15 protein-coding genes are annotated in these 16,876 nt (G+C 64.8%); 8 read left to right on the forward strand and 7 right to left on the reverse strand.

Annotated elements, in window-relative coordinates; translation table 11 throughout:
* Nucleotides 1–22 precede the first annotated feature (22 nt).
* Nucleotides 23–1,630: an ABC transporter substrate-binding protein gene (locus tag QM712_RS13375; RefSeq protein WP_415023576.1), complete on the reverse strand. Its 1,608-nt coding sequence runs from the start codon at nt 1,628–1,630 to the stop codon at nt 23–25.
* A 263-nt stretch (nt 1,631–1,893) separates the two neighbouring features.
* Here QM712_RS13375 and QM712_RS13380 point away from each other — a divergent pair, with 263 nt between their 5' ends.
* From QM712_RS13380 to QM712_RS13415, 8 genes are all read left to right on the forward strand, one after another.
* Nucleotides 1,894–3,483, forward strand: a complete 1,590-nt coding sequence (locus QM712_RS13380; RefSeq protein WP_415023577.1) for an ABC transporter substrate-binding protein — start codon at nt 1,894–1,896, stop codon at nt 3,481–3,483.
* 162 nt (nt 3,484–3,645) lie between these two features.
* Nucleotides 3,646–4,998 (forward strand): LLM class flavin-dependent oxidoreductase, encoded by a 1,353-nt coding sequence (locus tag QM712_RS13385; protein ID WP_415023578.1) that lies wholly within the window; start codon nt 3,646–3,648, stop codon nt 4,996–4,998.
* 26 nt (nt 4,999–5,024) lie between these two features.
* Complete coding sequence (locus tag QM712_RS13390; RefSeq protein WP_415023579.1) at nt 5,025–6,110, forward strand: ABC transporter substrate-binding protein; 1,086 nt, start codon at nt 5,025–5,027, stop codon at nt 6,108–6,110.
* Nucleotides 6,107–6,952 (forward strand): ABC transporter ATP-binding protein, encoded by an 846-nt coding sequence (locus QM712_RS13395; protein ID WP_415023580.1) that lies wholly within the window; start codon nt 6,107–6,109, stop codon nt 6,950–6,952. Before QM712_RS13390 ends, QM712_RS13395 begins: the two co-directional genes overlap by 4 nt.
* Nucleotides 6,949–7,809 (forward strand): ABC transporter permease, encoded by an 861-nt coding sequence (locus QM712_RS13400; protein ID WP_415023581.1) that lies wholly within the window; start codon nt 6,949–6,951, stop codon nt 7,807–7,809. The genes QM712_RS13395 and QM712_RS13400 overlap by 4 nt, the downstream gene beginning before the upstream one ends.
* A complete protein-coding gene (locus QM712_RS13405) occupies nt 7,799–8,566 on the forward strand; it encodes an ABC transporter permease (protein WP_415023582.1) in 768 nt (255 codons plus the stop codon). The genes QM712_RS13400 and QM712_RS13405 overlap by 11 nt, the downstream gene beginning before the upstream one ends.
* 183 nt (nt 8,567–8,749) lie before the next feature.
* Nucleotides 8,750–9,844, forward strand: a complete 1,095-nt coding sequence (locus QM712_RS13410; RefSeq protein ID WP_415023583.1) for an ABC transporter substrate-binding protein — start codon at nt 8,750–8,752, stop codon at nt 9,842–9,844.
* 22 nt (nt 9,845–9,866) lie between these two features.
* Nucleotides 9,867–10,733 carry an NADPH-dependent oxidoreductase gene (locus QM712_RS13415; RefSeq protein ID WP_415023584.1) on the forward strand — a complete coding sequence of 289 codons (867 nt, stop codon included), beginning with the start codon at nt 9,867–9,869 and terminating at the stop codon, nt 10,731–10,733.
* A gap of 147 nt (nt 10,734–10,880) precedes the next feature.
* Here the strand turns inward: QM712_RS13415 and QM712_RS13420 are convergent, their stop codons facing one another.
* From QM712_RS13420 to QM712_RS13445, 6 genes are read right to left on the reverse strand one after another with little or no spacing between them, the layout of a single operon-like run.
* Nucleotides 10,881–11,507, reverse strand: coding sequence for an FMN-dependent NADH-azoreductase (locus QM712_RS13420; RefSeq protein ID WP_415023585.1), 627 nt, complete (start codon nt 11,505–11,507; stop codon nt 10,881–10,883).
* A gap of 3 nt (nt 11,508–11,510) precedes the next feature.
* Nucleotides 11,511–13,085 (reverse strand): isochorismatase family protein, encoded by a 1,575-nt coding sequence (locus QM712_RS13425; protein WP_415023586.1) that lies wholly within the window; start codon nt 13,083–13,085, stop codon nt 11,511–11,513.
* A gap of 20 nt (nt 13,086–13,105) precedes the next feature.
* Nucleotides 13,106–13,954, reverse strand: a complete 849-nt coding sequence (locus QM712_RS13430) for an N-acyl homoserine lactonase family protein (protein ID WP_415023587.1) — start codon at nt 13,952–13,954, stop codon at nt 13,106–13,108.
* 41 nt (nt 13,955–13,995) lie between these two features.
* Entirely contained in the window at nt 13,996–14,880 is an 885-nt protein-coding gene (locus tag QM712_RS13435) for an amidohydrolase family protein (protein ID WP_415023588.1), read from the reverse strand.
* Complete coding sequence (locus QM712_RS13440; RefSeq protein ID WP_415023589.1) at nt 14,877–15,998, reverse strand: vWA domain-containing protein; 1,122 nt, start codon at nt 15,996–15,998, stop codon at nt 14,877–14,879. Before QM712_RS13440 ends, QM712_RS13435 begins: the two co-directional genes overlap by 4 nt.
* The gene (locus tag QM712_RS13445; RefSeq protein WP_415023610.1) at nt 15,995–16,876 is read right to left on the reverse strand and encodes an AAA family ATPase; all 882 of its coding nucleotides are present in this window, start codon (nt 16,874–16,876) and stop codon (nt 15,995–15,997) included. The genes QM712_RS13440 and QM712_RS13445 overlap by 4 nt, the downstream gene beginning before the upstream one ends.

Raw genomic sequence — 16,876 nt, forward strand, 5'->3', positions numbered from 1 at the left:
TTGGCGATGCCTTGCATGTTGGTCAGGCCTGCAGCCAGACGTTCGCGAAATTCGCGGACGGGCCGTCGATGGTCGTGGTGTGATCACGCAGCTTGCGGCTGGCGATGGTCAGGTTCGCGCCGGTCACCAGGTTGATGTCGGGCAGGTCGGTGGCGACGATGACCTGGAAAGCGCGAAACAATTCGCGCCGCTTGGCCGGGTCGCTCTCCACCGCGGCGGCTTCCAGCAGCCGGTCGACTTCCGGATTGCTGTAACCCGAGCCGTTCGAGAAGGGGACGCCGGGCTTGAAGTTCTTCGACCAATACAGGCGCTGAACCCCGACCGTCGGATCGAAGGAATGGCTCATGCCGTTGCTCATGAAATCGAAGTCGCGATTGGTGTAGGTGCGCTTGAACCAAGTCGGCACGTCCTGGGCCCGCAGCGTGACGCCGATGCCGACATTGGCGAGCGCCTGGCGCGTGTAGGCGCCCAATTGCTGATAGGTCTCGCTGTAGGGCATGTAGTCGTGGAAGACCTTGAAGCGCGTTCCGTCCGGGCCGCGGGGCAATCCGGCGGCATCGAGCAGGGCTTCGGCCTTCTTCGGATCGAAGTCGTGACGGGGGATGTCGGGATTGTAGAACTGCTTCAGCGCGGGGCTGATCGCGGCCGGCGCATCCCGGCTCCAGCCGTAGAAGACGACGCGGTTGATGGCCTCGCGGTCGATGGCGTGGGCGACAGCGCGGCGAACCTCGGGCCTGGCGAAATGGGGATTGGCCAGATTGAACTCCAGCCGGTAGACGATCGGCTGGTAATCGTAGCCGCGCGTTTCGATCACCAGATTGGGATTCGCCTTCAGCGCTTCGATCTGTCCGAGCGGCACCGGCGTGTCCGGCGCATAGTGAATCTCGCCGGTTTCAAGCGCGACTGCGCGGGCATTGGCGTCGGCGATGAACCGGATGACGATGCGGTCGAGATACGGCTTGCCCGGATCCCAATAGTTCGGATTCCGCTCGAGCAGGATATGGCTTCCCTGCTTCCACTCCTTGAACACGAAGGGGCCTGTCCCGATCGGCGCGCGCCCGTTGGCGTTGGTGCTGGGATCCGAGCCTTCGTAAACGTGCCGCGGGACGATCGGCGATTCCGAGGCCGTGAGCGCGGCGAGCAGATAGGGCGCCGGCTTGTCCAGCACGATCTCGGCGATGTGCGGATCCGGCGTGAGGACCTCGCGCACCGAGGACAGGGTGCCGCGTCCGCGCGGATGATGCTGCTTGAGCAGCTCGATGGAGTAGGCGACGTCGGCCGAGCTGAAGTCCTTGCCGTCATGCCATTTCACCCCGCGCCGGAGCTCGAACCGGTAGCGCAGCCCATCGTCGCTGATCTGCCAGGCGGTCGCGAGCTGCGGCCGCGGATTGAAGTCGAGGTCGAACGTGACGAGGCCTTCCGTGACTTTCGCGTTGACGCGCGTGGTGGGACCGGCCGTATGCGTGAGGCTGACGAGAATCGGAGGCTCCGGCTGGATCACGATGTTCAGCGTGCCGCCGCGCCTGGGTTCTTCGGCGGCAAGAAGTTGTCGTGGTGCAAGTCCGCTCGCGGCGGCGCCGGATGCCAACAGAAATGCCTTCGCGATCTGCCTGCGTGAAAGTTCGTTCATTGCCGCCCGCTTGCGTTGGAAAATATCGTCGCACCAATAATTCACCGAAGGATCGGACAATCAATCCCGCGACACGCCAGATCGAATAATGAAAATTTTGCTGCTGCCCACGCGCAGAGCCGTGCAAGCGAACGTGCGTCGTCGCTTCAAACAACAAAAGCAAATTCTCCGCGAAGCGTGCCTAACATGGCGGCGCTGCAGCGGTGCCGCGCGATCTCGTGACATGGCGGCAGTGGCGCAAGCGAAATCGGACGGAGGACGTGATGCGGCTCGATCGCCGGACGTTTGGTCGTGGAATGGTCGCTTCGGGAGCGGTCGCGCTGCTTCCGCCGGTGCGAGGCGCAGGCAAGCCCGTCTCCGGCGGCACTCTGAACTGGGTCTATTATCCCGACCCATCGGCGATCATTGCCATCAACACATCGTCGGGGACGGGACAGACGATCGGCAGCAAGATCAACGAGGGCCTTCTGGCCTATGACTATGATCTCAACCCGCGTCCCGTGCTGGCGACGTCCTGGACGATCAGCGAGGACGGAAAGCGCTACAGCTTTCAGCTGAGGCCCGGCGTGAAATGGTCCGACGGAAAGGACTTCACGTCAGAAGACGTCGCGTTCTCGATCGAGCGTCTGAAGATCGCCCATCCGCGCGGCCGCATCACGTTCGCGAATGTCGAGGCGATCGAAACCCCGAACCCGCTGACCGCCATCGTCGTGCTGTCGAAGCCAGCGCCGTTCCTGATCACCGCGCTGGCCGGCGCCGAATCGCCCATCGTGCCGAAGCATGTCTACAGCGCGCTCAAGCCGGACGAGCAGCCGCGGCTGGAGCAGACGATCGGAACGGGGCCGTTCATCCTTCGCGAATGGGTTCCGGGCAGTCATCTGTTGTTCGTCCGCAACCCCAATTATTGGGATGCGCCGAAACCCTATATCGATCGTCTCGTGCTCAAGGTCATCCTGGATCCCGCCGCGCGCGCGGCGGCCCTGGAGGCGGGAGAGGTCGATATCGGCGCTACGCCGGTGCCGTATGGCGACATCGAGCGCTTCAAGCTCGACAAGCGGTTCGTCGTCGATACCACGACCTATGCCTATTCCGGACCGCAGCAGCAGCTGTTTTTCAACTTCGATACCCCGCTGTTGCAGGATCGCCGTGTACGCAAGGCGATCGCCCATGCGATCGATCTGAAAGCGCTGCTGAACGTCGTGTTCTTCGGTTACGGGCTCGTCTCGCCATCGCCGGTCAGCACGGCGCTGCCGAAGTTCTACGACCCCAGGATCCAGGCGTGGCCGTTCGATCCGACGACGGCGGAACAGCTTCTGGACGAGGCCGGCATCGTGCGGGGCGCCGGCGGCATCAGAGCCAGGCTCAGGTTGACGCAGAACCCGTTCCTGCCGGCGAGCCTTGCCGATTTCCTGCGCAATTCCCTGCGACGTGTCGGGCTCGATATCGAGATCCAGCGCTACGATCTCGCGACCTATCTGAACGTCGTCTATCGCGACAGGGCCTTCGACCTGACCGTCGAGAGCCTGTCGAACACGTTCGATCCGAGCCTTGGCATTCAGCGTGCCTATTGGTCGAAGAACTTCCGGATCGGGCTGCCGTTCTCGAACGCCGCGCACTACAGCAACCAAGAGGTCGACGGGTTGCTCGAAGCGGCGGCGGTCGAGCCGAATGTCGAGAAGCGGAAGGAGTTGTGGGCCAGGTTCCAGTCGACCATTCACGAAGAGGTGGCTTCGGTCGATCTCGTGGCGGCGGGCGGCGTGATCATCGCCAACAAGAAGGTTCGCGACTTTGCACCTGGCGGCGAGGGACTGAACGGAAGTTTCGCCGATCTCTGGATCGATCCGTCGGCATGACCCGCAAAATCATATTCTTCCGCGTTCGGCAGTCCTTGAAGAAGAGTCATAGCGCCAAGCGCCGAAAGATTGAAAATCTGTGAGATTGCGCGAACCGGAAAGCAATCGTCATATTGCAGCCCGAACAGCGCTTGTCAGCCTGGGTGACCGAAGGAGCATTGCATGTCGCGTCGCAAGGAGAAATTATCCCTCGGCGCCTTCCTGCTCTTCACCGGTCACCACGTCGCCGCGTGGCGGTCACCGCAATCGTCCGACAGCCAGTCCCTGGCGGATTTCGTGCAGTTTGCCCGGATCGCGGAGGAAGCCAAGTTCGACGCGATCTTCCTGGCAGACATGGTCGGCGTGCGTGTCGACCGTATCGAGGCCTCCAGCCGCAAGGCGCATAACGGCGTCTATCCGTTCGAGCCGCTCACCTTGTTGTCCGCGCTCGCGGCCGTCACGTCCAGGATCGGACTGGTCGCGACGCTGTCCACGAGCTTCAGCGAGCCCTTCAACGTAGCCAGGCAGTTTGCCTCGCTCGACCGTCTGAGCGGCGGCCGCGCCGGCTGGAATCTCGTCACGTCGACCGAGGCATCAGCGGCGTTGAACTTCGGTCATGACGGCCTGAGCCCCCACGCCGAACGCTACGGGCGCGCGGAGGAGTTTGCCGACGTGGTGCTCGGCCTCTGGGACAGCTGGGAAGACGACGCGTTCGCGCGTGACCGCGCGACGGGCGCGTATTTCGATCCGGCGAAGGTTCATCTGCTCAATCACGAGGGGCGTCACTTCAAGGTGCGCGGTCCGCTGAACATCCCGCCGTCGCCGCAGGGACGCCCTGTCCTGGTGCAGGCGGGATCGAGCGGCCCGGGCAAGGAGCTCGCCGCCCGAACGGCGGAGGCGATCTTCACCGCGCAACAGACGCTCGGCGACGCGGTCTCGTTCTACGCCGACGTGAAGAGCCGGCTGCCCAAGTACGGCCGTGATCCGGATGATCTGAAGATCCTGCCGGGCATATTTCCGGTGGTCGCCGAAACCGAGAGCGAAGCCAGGGAGAAGTTCGACGAGCTGCAATGGTTGATCCTGCCGCAGGTCGGTCTCGATCTGCTTGCCGGCTTCCTGGGGGCGCCCGAGATCATCCATGCCGATCCCAACGGGCCGATCCCGCAATTGAAGGAAACCGAAGGCGGCAAGAGCAGGCAGGTGCTGTTGCTCGAGCTGGCGCGCCGGGAAGGGCTGACGGTTCGTGACCTCTATCTCAGGATCGCCGGTGCGCGAGGGCACTGGCAATTGGTGGGAACGCCCGTGCAGATCGCGGACCAGCTCGAGGAGCGCTTCCAGAACCATGGCGCCGACGGATTCAACATCATGTCTCCGACCTTGCCGGGTGGTTTGAAGGACTTTGTTCGACTGGTGGTTCCCGAATTGCGCCGTCGTGGTCTGTTCCGCGACGACTACGAGGGCACCACCCTGCGCGATCATCTAGGCCTGCGCCGGCCGCAACCGGTTTGGCGCCATGCAGCAGCGGCCGCCGAATAGAGCGGGTCATCTGAAGGAACTGAGCAATGATCGGAAAACGCATCCTGTTGCGCCTCGTGCTGGCTGCAGCATTCCTGTCGACCGGGGCAGTATCGCCGGGCCTGACGGCCGACACGATCACGGTGAGAATCGGATTTGCATCGGTCGGGGCCGACAATCGCCAGTTCTCGGGCGGCTCGTCCGCCGGGGTCGCGCATTCCGAGCACTATCTCGACCGTGAGCTCGCCGACCGGCCGGACGTGAAGATCGAATGTTACTTCTTCAAGGGCGCAGGACCCGCGGTGAACGAGGCGTTCGCGAACAACCAGCTCGATTTCGCGATCCAGGGTGATCTGCCGGAGATCATCGGCCGCGCGAATGGCCTGAAGACCCGGATCCTGATGGCGTCCGGCGCCCATGCGCCGATCTATCTGGCGGTGCCCTTTGGTTCGCCGGTCCGCAAGGTGGCCGATCTCCGCGGCAAGAAGGTCTCGATCTTCCGGGGGACCAACAATCATCTCGCCGCCGTGAAAGTGCTCGCCGGCAACGGTCTGCAGGAGCGCGACGTCCAGGTCATCAACATGGACACGGCCACGACCAACGCGGCACTGACCTCCAAGGACATCGATGCGGCCTTCGGCAATTTTCCCCTGGCGAGCCTCGCCGAGAAGAACATCGCGGAGATCGTCTACACGACCAAGGGCGACAACCCGGCCTATGAGCGCCATTCCACGCTGATCGGGCAGGACGCCTTCATCAAGGCGCACCCCGACATCACGCAGAAGATCGTTTCCGCGATCGTCCGGGCGGCGCGGTGGTCGTCGGAGGAAGCCAATCGCGAGGCGTTTTTCGAGATATCGGCGCGGACCGGCTTCCCGGCCTCGGGCTACCGCTTCGACTTCTCGAATCAGGAGCTGAAGTACCGCAACACACCGATCGTCGATGCCTCGATCATCGAGAGCTATCGGGTGCAGGCGAAGCAGGCCAAGGAATTCGGCCTGCTGCGGCGGGATGTCGAGATCGACGGATGGTTCGATCGCTCGTTCCTCGATGCCGCGCTCAAGCAGCAGGGACTGGTCGGCTATTGGCAGGAGTATGACGCGAGCGGCAAGCCGCTGGCGGCGGGGCAATGACCGCCGTGTTGCCGTTGCAAGCGGCGTCTCTTGCCGAGGTTGAGCCTGGTCGGGGGCGCCTCGAGATTCGCAACGTCTCGAGATCGTTCGTCGTCAACGGCGAGAGCTTCGAGGCGCTCAAGGATGTGTCGCTTGACGTCGACGCGGGCGAGTTCGTCGTTCTGCTGGGGCCGAGCGGATGCGGAAAGTCGACGCTGCTGCGATTGATTGCCGGGCTCGATCGTGATTTCCGCGGTAGCATCAGCCAGGACGGTGAACCCGTCGCCGGAACCAGCCTCGATCGCGGGATCGTATTCCAGGAAGCGCGGCTGTTTCCATGGGCGACCGTCGCGCAGAATATCGCGCTCGGCCTCAAGAACGCGCCGCTCAGCGAGCGTGCCAAGAGGGACTCGGTCGCGGCGCATATCTCGCTGGTCGGTCTCGACGGATTTGCAGAGGCCTATCCGCATCAGCTCTCCGGTGGGATGGCGCAGCGTACGGCAATCGCCCGCGGTCTGGTCAATCGGCCACGGCTGCTGCTGCTCGATGAACCCTTCGGCGCACTCGACGCGTTGACGCGGGCTCGCCTGCAGATCGAACTGCAGCGCATCTGGGCGCATGAGAGGATCAGCATGATCCTCGTGACGCATGACGTCGATGAAGCCGTTCTGCTCGGCGACCGCGTCATCGTGCTTGCGCCTCGCCCGGGTCGGGTCGCCCGCATCTTCGACGTGACGGCCCCGCGCCCGAGGTCCCGAAGCAGCGACGATCTCGTCCGCATCCGCAACGACATTTTGAGAACATTGGGGGACGGCGATAGCGGCTCCGTCCCGCATGATATCCCGGGTGGAGCGGCCGAATGAGTGATGCTGCCATTCGGTCGTCGTCTCCGCCACGCGCGGCATGGCGAGCAAATCCGCGCCGGTTCCTGGCCGACGGGACCGGGCAGGCGGTTCTTCGGCGTCTGGTGGATTTCGCCTGGCTGCTGGTGCTGCCGGCCGTCGCGCTTCCGATCTGGATCATCGGCGCGGATCGGGGCTGGTTGCCGGAGCAGATTCTGCCGCGACCGAGCGATGTCCTGCACACGCTGCAGGACATGATCACGAGCGGGGAACTGGCCCAGCACGCCGGTTACAGCCTGAGGCGGGTCGCCTATGGTTTTGCGGTCGGCGCGGGGGCGGGCCTTGTGATCGGGTCCGCCATGGGGCTGTCGCGCCGGGTGGACGAATACGTCCGTCCGCTGTTCACGGCCATTGCGCAAGTGCCGGCGCTCGCCTGGATTCCCCTGGCGATGCTGCTGCTGGGTATCGGCGAAACGCTCAAGATCGTGGTGATCGCCAAGGCGGCGTTCGTACCGGTCGTGATGAATACCAGCGCCGGCATCGCCAACGTGCCGAAGGCGTTTGTCGAGGTCGGCGAGACCTTTCGTTTCACACCGCTGCAGATGCTGCGGCATGTCGTGCTTCCGGGAGCGGTGCCGCCCATCTTCACAGGCCTGCGCTATGGATTGACCCACGCCTGGATCGCGCTGGTCAGCGTCGAACTGCTGGCCTCGTCCGAGGGGCTTGGGTACCTGCTGGTGTGGGGGCGCCAGATGTTCTGGCTGGATACCGTGCTGGTCGCGATGATCGTCATCGGTGTCATCGGCTTTGTCAGCGACAAGGCCTTGGCGGTGATCGAAGCCCGGCTGCAGCGTTGGCGTATCGACCGTGTCAGATAGCGCAGCACTCAGATCAGCCGGACGCGGGCTGGTCCTTCCGCTCGGGTTGCTTGTGTTCTGGGAGATCGCGAGCCATTCCGGTCTGGTGAATAGCCAGTTCCTGCCGCCGCTGGAGCATGTCGGTGTCAGCTTCTGGGAAGAGTTGACGAGTGGTGAGCTCATCGAGGCGCTCGCAGCGAGCCTGCGCCGCGACCTCCTGGGCTTTGCGCTCGGATCGGCCATCGGCGTGCTGATCGGGTTGCTTCTCGGCCTGTCCCGTATCGCCGACCGAATCTTCACGACTTGGTTCAACGGCCTGAAGCAGATCGCGTTGCTGGCCTGGATCCCCCTTATTTCCCTCTGGTTCGGCTTCGACGAGATCGCCAAGGTCGTCTTCATTGCGCTCGCCGCGTCGATCCCGGTCATCCTCAACCTCGTCGAGGGCGTGCGGGCGACGTCGGAGAAGCTGGTCGAAGTCGGCGAGGTGTTTCGCTTCAACGGTCTGCAGTTCATCCGCTACGTCTATTTGCCGGCCGCGCTGCCGTCGCTTCTGACAGGGCTGCACCTCGCGCTGATCTATGCCTGGCTTGCGACGATCGGGGCCGAGTATTTCATGGCGGCTGGTCCCGGCATCGGCGGTCTCATCATTGCGGGCCGCGAGCGTTTCGACATGGATCTCGTCATGCTCGGAATCCTCGTCGTGGGCTCCGTCGGTTTTCTCATCGACCGCGGCGCGAGCTGGCTGGAGCGGCGACTCATTCCATGGCGCAGAGACTAGAAATGTCCTGCAGCCGGCGCGTCTGGTTCGTCGGAGTAGAGCTGTTCCCGTCGCGTCAATCACCGCGACATGAACTCACTAGCCTCGCGTAAATCTTTGAAATCGACCGGATCAGCGATGATCTCTAGCATCCGATGCCATTGCCGCCGTCGTGAACGCCGGCACAAGGATCAGGAGACCTCGATGACATCAGATCTTGGCGGACGTTGGTCGCGGCGCCGCATGCTCGGATTGGCAGGACTCGCCGGCGTCACCGCGCCGCTCGGACTGATGCAGGCCGCGCGCGCCTTTCCGGCGTTCGGTCTTGGTCCCGTCGCCGATCCCCTGGGCGATGCACCGATCTGCAAGGTCGCGGCGACGGATGATCCCAGCGGGCCGCGGCGGCATATTCGCTTCGCCTATAACGGCACCGGCATCTGCACGGCTGCGGTGCCGGTCGCGCTGCATCGCGGGTTTTTCGCGCGCCACAACCTCGACGTCGAATTCCTGCAACTCGCCGGCAATACCGACCAGATGCTGCAGGCGCTTGCCACCGACAAGGCGGACGCAGGATCGAGCATGCTGCTCAACTGGCTGAAGCCGCTGGAGCAGGGCATCGACGTCAAGCTCACGACGGGCCTGCATGGTGGCTGCACCCGCCTGTTCGTGCGCAAGGATTCCGGCTTCAAGGACATCACGGACCTCAAGGGCAAGACCATCGGCGTGTCCAGCATTTCCGGTCCGCCGCGCAATTTCTTCGCCATCCTGCTGTCGGACAGCGGGCTTGATCCACAGACCGACGTGCAGTGGCGGGAATTCCCGGCGGACCTGCAATTGATCGCCCTGCAGCGCGGAGAGATCCACGCCATCGCCGATTCCGATCCGAACGCCTGGCTCACTGAGAAGCGGGCCAATGGCGATCTCGTCGAAATCGCGTCGAACCTCAGCGGAGATTATGCCAATTTGTCCTGCTGTACGCTCGGGGTGCGCAGCTCTCTGTGGGCGGCCGATCCGGCGGCGGTGAAGGCGCTGACCGCGGCGATCCGTGAGGCGGCGCACCACGTGGCCGAGAATCCGGATGATGCCGCCGATATCTTCGCGCCTTATACGCCGAAGGTCGCCGTCGCCGATCTCGCGGCGATGCTGCGCAGCCATACCCATGGTCATCATCCCTCGGGCGCCGCGCTGCGCCAGGAGGTGGTCAAGATCACAAGCGATCTGAAGCGTGCTACCATCATCAAGCCGAATACCGATCCGGCCAAACTCGCCAATCGCGTTGTGGTCGATGTCGACGCGTAGCGTCGCTTGACAGGAGAAGCTCGTGAGTGATGCCAAGACCAGTCTGAAGGTGGTTCCCGGGCCATCCGGGACCGACACCGTGACGCGGGCGCTGCAGGCGCGGTATGGCAATGATCTGCCCGAGATCGGCAATGCCTGGAATGGCGTGCTGGCAAACCTGCTCGCACATCGCTCGGTCCGAGCCTATCGCGCGGATCCGGTCCCGGAGCGCACCGTGGAAACGCTGGTGGCGGCTGCTCAATCAGCGCCGTCCTCGTCGAACCTCCAGACCTGGAGCGTCGTCGTGGTGGAAGATCAGGCCCGCAAGGCGCGGCTCGCCGAGCTCGCTGGTGGGCAGAAGCATATCGTCGAGGCGCCGCTCTTTCTGGTCTGGCTCGCCGACCTCTCGCGTGCCGAGCGGCTGGCGAAGCGCTCGGGGCATCCGCATGAAGGCCTGCCGTTTCTCGAAACCTTCCTGGTCGCCGTCATCGACGCAGCGCTCGCCGCGCAGAACGCGGTGGTCGCCGCCGAATCGATTGGCCTCGGATCGGTCTATATCGGAGCGATCCGCAACAAGCCGGGCGCGGTCGCGGAGGAGCTGGGATTGCCGCCGAACGTGGTCGCGGCCTTCGGCCTGTGCATCGGCTATCCCGATGAAGCCAGACCCGCGCAGGTCAAGCCGCGGCTGCGTCAGGATGTCGTGATCCATCATGAACGCTACTCGGACGCCGGCGATGAGGCGGGCATCGCGGCATATGACACGACGCTCCGCGGCTTTCAGGCGGGCGAAGGCCTGCCCACGATCGGCTGGGTCGAAGCCGTCCTGAAACGGCTCGGTTCGGTGCGCTCGTTGAATGGTCGGGATCGCCTCGTCGAGGAGGCACACGCGCTGGGATTTCCGCTCAAATGAAGTGCGGCCGGTCTGCGCCCATCGCCACGCGATGATCTCAGTCATGTAGCGGGAGACAGGTGACGCGTCGATAGTCGCGTTATCGAGGTGGATATCCCTTGCCGGCAATGACGTCGAATTGCGTGACTGTCGCCCAACAGTCCCAACTCAGAAGCGTCTCGCCAACTCCGCAAGGCGCCGATGCGCGCTCTCGCGGGCGGCGCGGATCGGCTCGGCCGGGCCTGTCGTCGGCCCGATCGGCACGAAGCGCACGTCGCTGACGCCGATGAAACGGAGCGCCTCGCGCATGTAGGGTGTCGCCATGTCGATGCGGCCCCGGTTCATGCCCGTCGTAAAATCGCTGCCGGAGGCGAGGATGACGATGGTCGGCCGGTCTTTCAGAAGTGGAGAATATCCCTGCGCGGGGTCGAAGCGGAACGTCAGGCCGGGCTGGATGACGATATCGAACCATTGCTTCAGCTTGTAGGGAATGCCGAAATTCCACATCGGCGTCGAGATCAAGACGCGATCGGCCAGCGAGAAGCGCAGTGCCATCCGCTCGGCTTCGGCAAAACTGTCTCGCTGCGCGTCGTTGAAGGCCTGCGCTTTCATCCGCGCGTATTTCGCCTCGACGATGGAGCCTGCAAGCTCGGGCAGCCGCTCACGCCAGAGATCCACGACGTCGACGTCCCAGTCCGGCCGGGCCTGGCGAAAGCCATCGACAAAGACGCGGGCGCCGGCACTCGACTCGGAGTCGGCGCGGGGCGAGCATGACAAGTGCAGGAGCTTTGCCACCGCTCATCCCAGCGCTCTGATGACGGTATCCGCCCGGGTCACGACGGCGACGTTCTGCATGGCGAAGTTGATCGAGGCCGAGTGCCAGTCAGCATTCATGGTCGAGCAGCAGTCTTCCGGCACGATCATGAAGTAGCCCTTGTCGGCGCCGGTGCGCGCGGTGTGCTCGACCGACATGTTGGTCCAGGCGCCGGTGTTGATGATCATGTCGCGTCCGGTCGCCTTCAGGATGGTTTCCAGGCGCGTACCTTCCCAAGCGCTCATCCGCATCTTCTCGACCACGAAATCGCCCGGCCGCGGCTCGAGGCCGGACACCGGCGCGGCACCCCAGCTGCCTCGGACCATGGCCTTGCTGTCGACGAGGCCCTCGAACAAAGGTGCGTTCAGGGTCACGCCGGGGGCGCCGGGCTCGACCACGAACCAGACGTGGATGATGGCGACGCCGCGGGCGCGGGCGCTCTCGGCGAGGCGGCGAACGTTCTCGACCACGTGCTGCTGCTTCGCATGCCCCGGCGCACCGGACTCGGCGAACGCACCGCCGTCCATGATGACGTCGTTCTGGAGGTCCTGGATGATCATGGCGCATCGCTGCGGATCGAGCCGCAGGTCTGCGTCGGCAAGAACGGGCGCTGCCGCCGCAGGTCCGGCGCTCGGGGCTGCGGTCCCGCGCTTTCCGCTCATATAGGGCTCGTGGCGCGGGCCGACCTTGGTCGGGATCGCGTAGACCGAATGTGTCGAGGTCAGGTAGAGCGTGCGGAAGTCCGCTCCGCCCCAGGCAAGGTTGGCGACGAGTTCGGGGACGCGGACCTTGCCGAGCAGTTCGCCGCGCGGCGAATAGACCCAGACGCCGCCGGGCGCGGTGACCCAGACATTGCCGTGCTGGTCGCACTTCATGCCGTCGGGGACGCCGGCCTCGAGCTCGGAGCGGATGCCGCTGGCGAATACGCGGGCGTTCGAGAGCGAGCCATCGGCATCGACGTCGAACACGCGGATCAGCGTCTGCACCGTGTCGTTGACATAGAGCAATTTCTCGTCGGGCGAGAAGCACAGCCCGTTCGGCTGGTCGAACAGATTCCGGTCGACCACCAGCTTCGGCTCGCCGCCCGGGATCACGCGATAGACGCCCTGGAAGCCCAGTTGCCGCGGCCGCTCGACGCCGTAGACCGGCATGCGGCCGTACCAGGGGTCCGAGAAATAGATCGCACCGGAGGAGTGCACGCAGACGTCGTTGGGGCTGTTGAGCTCCTGTCCGCCGAAATGCGAGGCCAGCACCTCGCGCCGGCCATCCGGCCGCTCGCGGATCAGCGACGAAGTGGCGTGCTCGCAAACGATCAGATTGAGATCGGCATCGTAGGTCATGCCGTTGCATTTGTTCGACGGGCGCTTGACCTCGGAGACGCCGCGCCGGGCGTCCCAGCGCCGCCGAACGTCGCCCGGCATGTCCGAGAACAGGAGATAATGATCGACCGGATGCCAGATCGGTCCTTCCGTGAAGTCGAAACCGGTTCCGACCTGCGCGACCGGCGCGTAAGGGTCGATCAAGGTCTCGAATTCGGAGCGCAAGGTGACGTGCGTCATCGGTCGATCCTCAAATCACCTCAGGCCGGGAACCAGTTTCGCGCAGGAAGCGACTGCACGATCGGACCGGGGACCTGATCATGCAGCCGTCCCACGACGTTGCCGCCTTCGATCTTGGCGGGCCGGTCGTGCACCGGCAGCAGATAGCGCGAATTGCTGAGCAGCTTCTTGATCGCGGCTTTCTCGGCGCGCTTGCTGGTGCCGTGGTTGCCGGTGGTGCGCGGTTCCCAGTCGTGGATCTCGTTGAACGGCGTCACGATCTGGTCGTTGAAATCGTAGATCACGTCGCCGCAGATGGTCGCGATGCCGTCGGCGGTCTCGACGATGATGTTCATCGAACCCTCGGTATGGGCGCCGGCCGCGTCGCAATAGACGCCGGGCATCAGCTCGATCGGCCCGGTGATCTCCAGGTCGAGGAAGCGCAGCGCGCTCTTGGTGTGCAGCCGGTCGATCAGGTGCTTGATATCGGGCGCCGGATATTGCGGATGCATCAGGCCGGACACGGAATATTCCAGCTCCTTGCGGTTGACGACCACCGTCGTGTTCATCGGGAACAAATCGTCCTTGCCGGCATGGTCGATGTGCAGATGGGTGTGGCAGACGAAGCGGACGTCGCCCATGCGCACGCCGTGGCGGGCCAGCTGGTTCTCGATCATGTTCTCGTGGTACTGCAGGCCGCGCATGCCCAGCGTTTCCATGATCTGGTTGGAGCGATAGCCGGTGTCGACCACGACCGGATATTTGCCGCCGAGGATCAAGAAGCCGAGCGTGAGGACGCGGCGGGTGCGGCCGCAGTCGTGGCCGAGAACCAGAAAGCTCGATTCCAGCTCGATATCCCCGTAGTCCAGGATCTTGATCTCCAGCGCCATTCGTATCCCTCCCTGTTTTGTTTTTGTCCGTGATCGGCAGCTCAGAGCCGATAAACCCGTGTCGCGGTACCCCTGAAGATCGCGTCCCGTTGCTCGGCGCTCAGTGGCGCGGCCGCCGCGCGGAATGCATCGACCAACTCGCGATAACTGGTCCACAATTTTTCGATCGGGAAATTGGAGCCGAACAGGCAACGCTCGGCGCCGAAGATCGCCACGGTGTCGGTCACCACGGCTGCGATGTGCGCGGGATCGTTGCGATGGATGAAGGTACCGAGCCCGGAGAGCTTGGAGACCACGTTCGGGCAGGCTGCGAGCCGGGCCATTCCGGCGCGCCAGGCGGCACGGCCCGCCGGCGAGAAATCCTCGGGCATGCCGGCATGCTGAAGGATGAAGGTGGTCTTCGGATTGGCCTCGACGAGTTGCGCCGCATCCGGCATCTGCGGCGTGAAGACCTGCAGATCGAAGGTCCAGCCGTAGTCGGCGAGGCGCGCGACGTTGCGCCTGACGACGGGATCGAGGCAGAGGTCGGGTTTGGCGGCGAAGCGATACAGCGGGTTCTCGTGCCAGTGCAGCTGCATGCGTGCGCCGCGCATCAGCGGATAGCGCTTCAGGCGGTCGAGCTGCGGGCGGACATCGTCAGCCGAAAAATCGGCGTAGGCGACGATGGCATGGGGCCAGCCGTGTTCGTCGGCCGTCTGCTGCACCCAGGCGGCCTCGTCCTCGAAACGATCGTTGGCCCAGTTGGTCTGGACGTAGACGGAACGCGTAACGCCGGTGCCCTTGAGGTCGTCGAGATATTCCTGGATCGGATAGTCGCGCCGGATCGGCTCGTAGGGTCCGAAGATGCGGGGCTGCATGGGCCCGGTCAGCCAGGGCAGGTCGGCCTGCCGCCAGATATGATGATGCCCGTCGACAATCTCGGTCACGCAATTCTCCTTCGTCCCGATGCCAGTACATGCGCGACGATCGACGCGCTGGATCCGCCGTCGACGAGATCGTCGACATAGCGTGCGATCGCAATAAGCGCTTCGGTCTGCGGACGGAAGCCCGGTCCCGTCGCAAGCGGCGTCAGCCAGCTCACGCGCCAGGCCCGCCGAGACAGCTTGGCCACGGCGTCGCGGAGCGCGTCGGGCTCGCCCCGCTCCAGCCCGTCCGAAACGACGACCACGGCGGCCCCGCGCGCATAGCCGCCGAAGCGTGGGACCGCGAGGAAGGCCTGCAGCGCGTCGCCGATGCGGCTGCCGCCGTCCCAGTCGCTGACCAGATGGGCAGCCGCGCTCAGCGCCTGCTCGCGGCGCTTCAGCCGCAATGCGCGGGTGACGCGGGTCAGCCGCGTGCCGAAGGTGAAGACCTCGACATTGGGCGCGGCCTGTACCAGCGCATGGGCGAGCTTGATGTTCTCCTCGGTGCGGCTCTTCATCGAACCGGACACGTCGATCAGCAGCAGGAACTTTCGCGGGCGCTGGCGGCGCTTCAGGTGACCGAGCCGCAGGATCTCGCCGTCGCTGCGGACGCTGTCGCGCAAGGTGCGGCGGAGATCGGCAAACGGACCACGGCGGGCGCGCACGCGGCGATGACCCCGCCGCCGCGGCAGCCGTCGCGGGGCCTCCCGGGCCAGGCGGCGAAGTGCGTCGGTGGTGGACATTTGCGCAAAGCGGCGTTCGACCAGCGCCTCGGTGCGCGTCGCGGTCAGGCCGGATTCGTTGGCCTCGTCGGAGAGCAGCGGCTCCTCGTCGCCGCGACCTTCTTCCTGGAGCCGGACGGTTTCGTCGTCGTCGCCGTCGTCGGCATGCTCGATCGCCTCGCTGCCGCGGAAATGCAGATCGAACAGACGATCGAAGCTCGCGCGACGTTCGGGCGGCGGGGCGAGGGTGGCCAGCGCCGCCTGCCTGATATCCCCGAGATCCCGCGGGCCGAGCAGTTCGATCGCGGCGAGGAAGGCCGTGGTCTGCTCGGGCGCGACGGCAAAACTGTTGGCGCGCAGCAGCGCGACGAACGACACGAACACGCGCGCGGCCCGCGGAAGCTCGATGTCGGCGCTCATGCGGTTGCCTCCGCGAGCATCGCGTCGAGCCGGGGCGAGATGAAGTGCAGGTCTTCCTCGTCCTTCAGCGCGACGCCGATCGAGCGCCTGAAAGCGTCCGGCCAGCGTGCGCCGCCCTTGTGCAACAAGGTCGCGGCTTCGGCCCAGTCGACGGCCTCGGCGATCCCCGGTGCCTTGCTGAGCGGTTCGCGGCGAAGCTTGCCCACCGCCGCGACGACCGCACGCGCCGTCGCTTCGGCGACGCTGGACGCCCGCAGCATCACGATCCGTGCTTCGCGCTCTTCGGTCGGATAGCCGATCCAGTGATAGACGCAGCGGCGGCGCAGGGCCTCGTGAAGGTCGCGCGTGCGATTGGAGGTGAGCATGACGACGGGGCGTTCGGCGGCGCGCACCGTGCCGCGCTCGGGAATCGAAATCTGGAAATCCGACAGGAACTCCAGCAGGAAGGCCTCGAACTCCTGGTCGGCCCGGTCGATTTCATCGATAAGGAGCACGGTGGAATCCGGCGCACGCAGCGCCGCCAGCATCGGCCGCTCGATCAGGAAGGCCTCGCCATAGATATCGATGTTGTCGTCGCCGGCCTGGCGGATCGCAAGCATCTGGCGCGGATAGTTCCACTCGTAGAGCGCGGCGGAGGCGTCGATGCCCTCGTAGCATTGCAGGCGGATCAGCCGGCGGCCGAGCACGGCGGCGACGGCTTTTGCAGCCTCGGTCTTGCCGACACCCGGTGCGCCCTCGAGCAGCAACGGCTTGCCGAGCGCAAGGCCGAGATAGGCGGCGGTCGCGAGCCCGTCGTCGGCGAGGTAGTACGCCGCGCGCAGCGCCTTCTCCAGCGCTTCCGGGCTGTCGATGCCGACGATGTTGCTGCGGACCGCCAT

Source organism: Bradyrhizobium sp., from assembly GCF_047605465.1.
In the GTDB taxonomy this organism is placed as follows: Bacteria; Pseudomonadota; Alphaproteobacteria; order Rhizobiales; family Xanthobacteraceae; genus Bradyrhizobium.

Excerpts from the sequence above, each read along its gene's own strand:
- QM712_RS13380 (WP_415023577.1), top strand. The coding sequence starts at position 1,894 with ATGCGGCTCGATCGCCGGACGTTTGGTCGTGGAATGGTCGCTTCGGGA.
- QM712_RS13385 (WP_415023578.1), top strand. The coding sequence starts at position 3,646 with ATGTCGCGTCGCAAGGAGAAATTATCCCTCGGCGCCTTCCTGCTCTTC.
- QM712_RS13445 (WP_415023610.1), bottom strand. The coding sequence starts at position 16,876 with ATGGCGGTCCGCAGCAACATCGTCGGCATCGACAGCCCGGAAGCGCTG.
- QM712_RS13430 (WP_415023587.1), bottom strand. The coding sequence starts at position 13,954 with ATGGCGCTGGAGATCAAGATCCTGGACTACGGGGATATCGAGCTGGAA.
- QM712_RS13425 (WP_415023586.1), bottom strand. The coding sequence starts at position 13,085 with ATGACGCACGTCACCTTGCGCTCCGAATTCGAGACCTTGATCGACCCT.
- QM712_RS13410 (WP_415023583.1), top strand. The coding sequence starts at position 8,750 with ATGACATCAGATCTTGGCGGACGTTGGTCGCGGCGCCGCATGCTCGGA.
- QM712_RS13390 (WP_415023579.1), top strand. The coding sequence starts at position 5,025 with ATGATCGGAAAACGCATCCTGTTGCGCCTCGTGCTGGCTGCAGCATTC.
- QM712_RS13440 (WP_415023589.1), bottom strand. The coding sequence starts at position 15,998 with ATGAGCGCCGACATCGAGCTTCCGCGGGCCGCGCGCGTGTTCGTGTCG.
- QM712_RS13395 (WP_415023580.1), top strand. The coding sequence starts at position 6,107 with ATGACCGCCGTGTTGCCGTTGCAAGCGGCGTCTCTTGCCGAGGTTGAG.
- QM712_RS13375 (WP_415023576.1), bottom strand. The coding sequence starts at position 1,630 with ATGAACGAACTTTCACGCAGGCAGATCGCGAAGGCATTTCTGTTGGCA.
- QM712_RS13400 (WP_415023581.1), top strand. The coding sequence starts at position 6,949 with ATGAGTGATGCTGCCATTCGGTCGTCGTCTCCGCCACGCGCGGCATGG.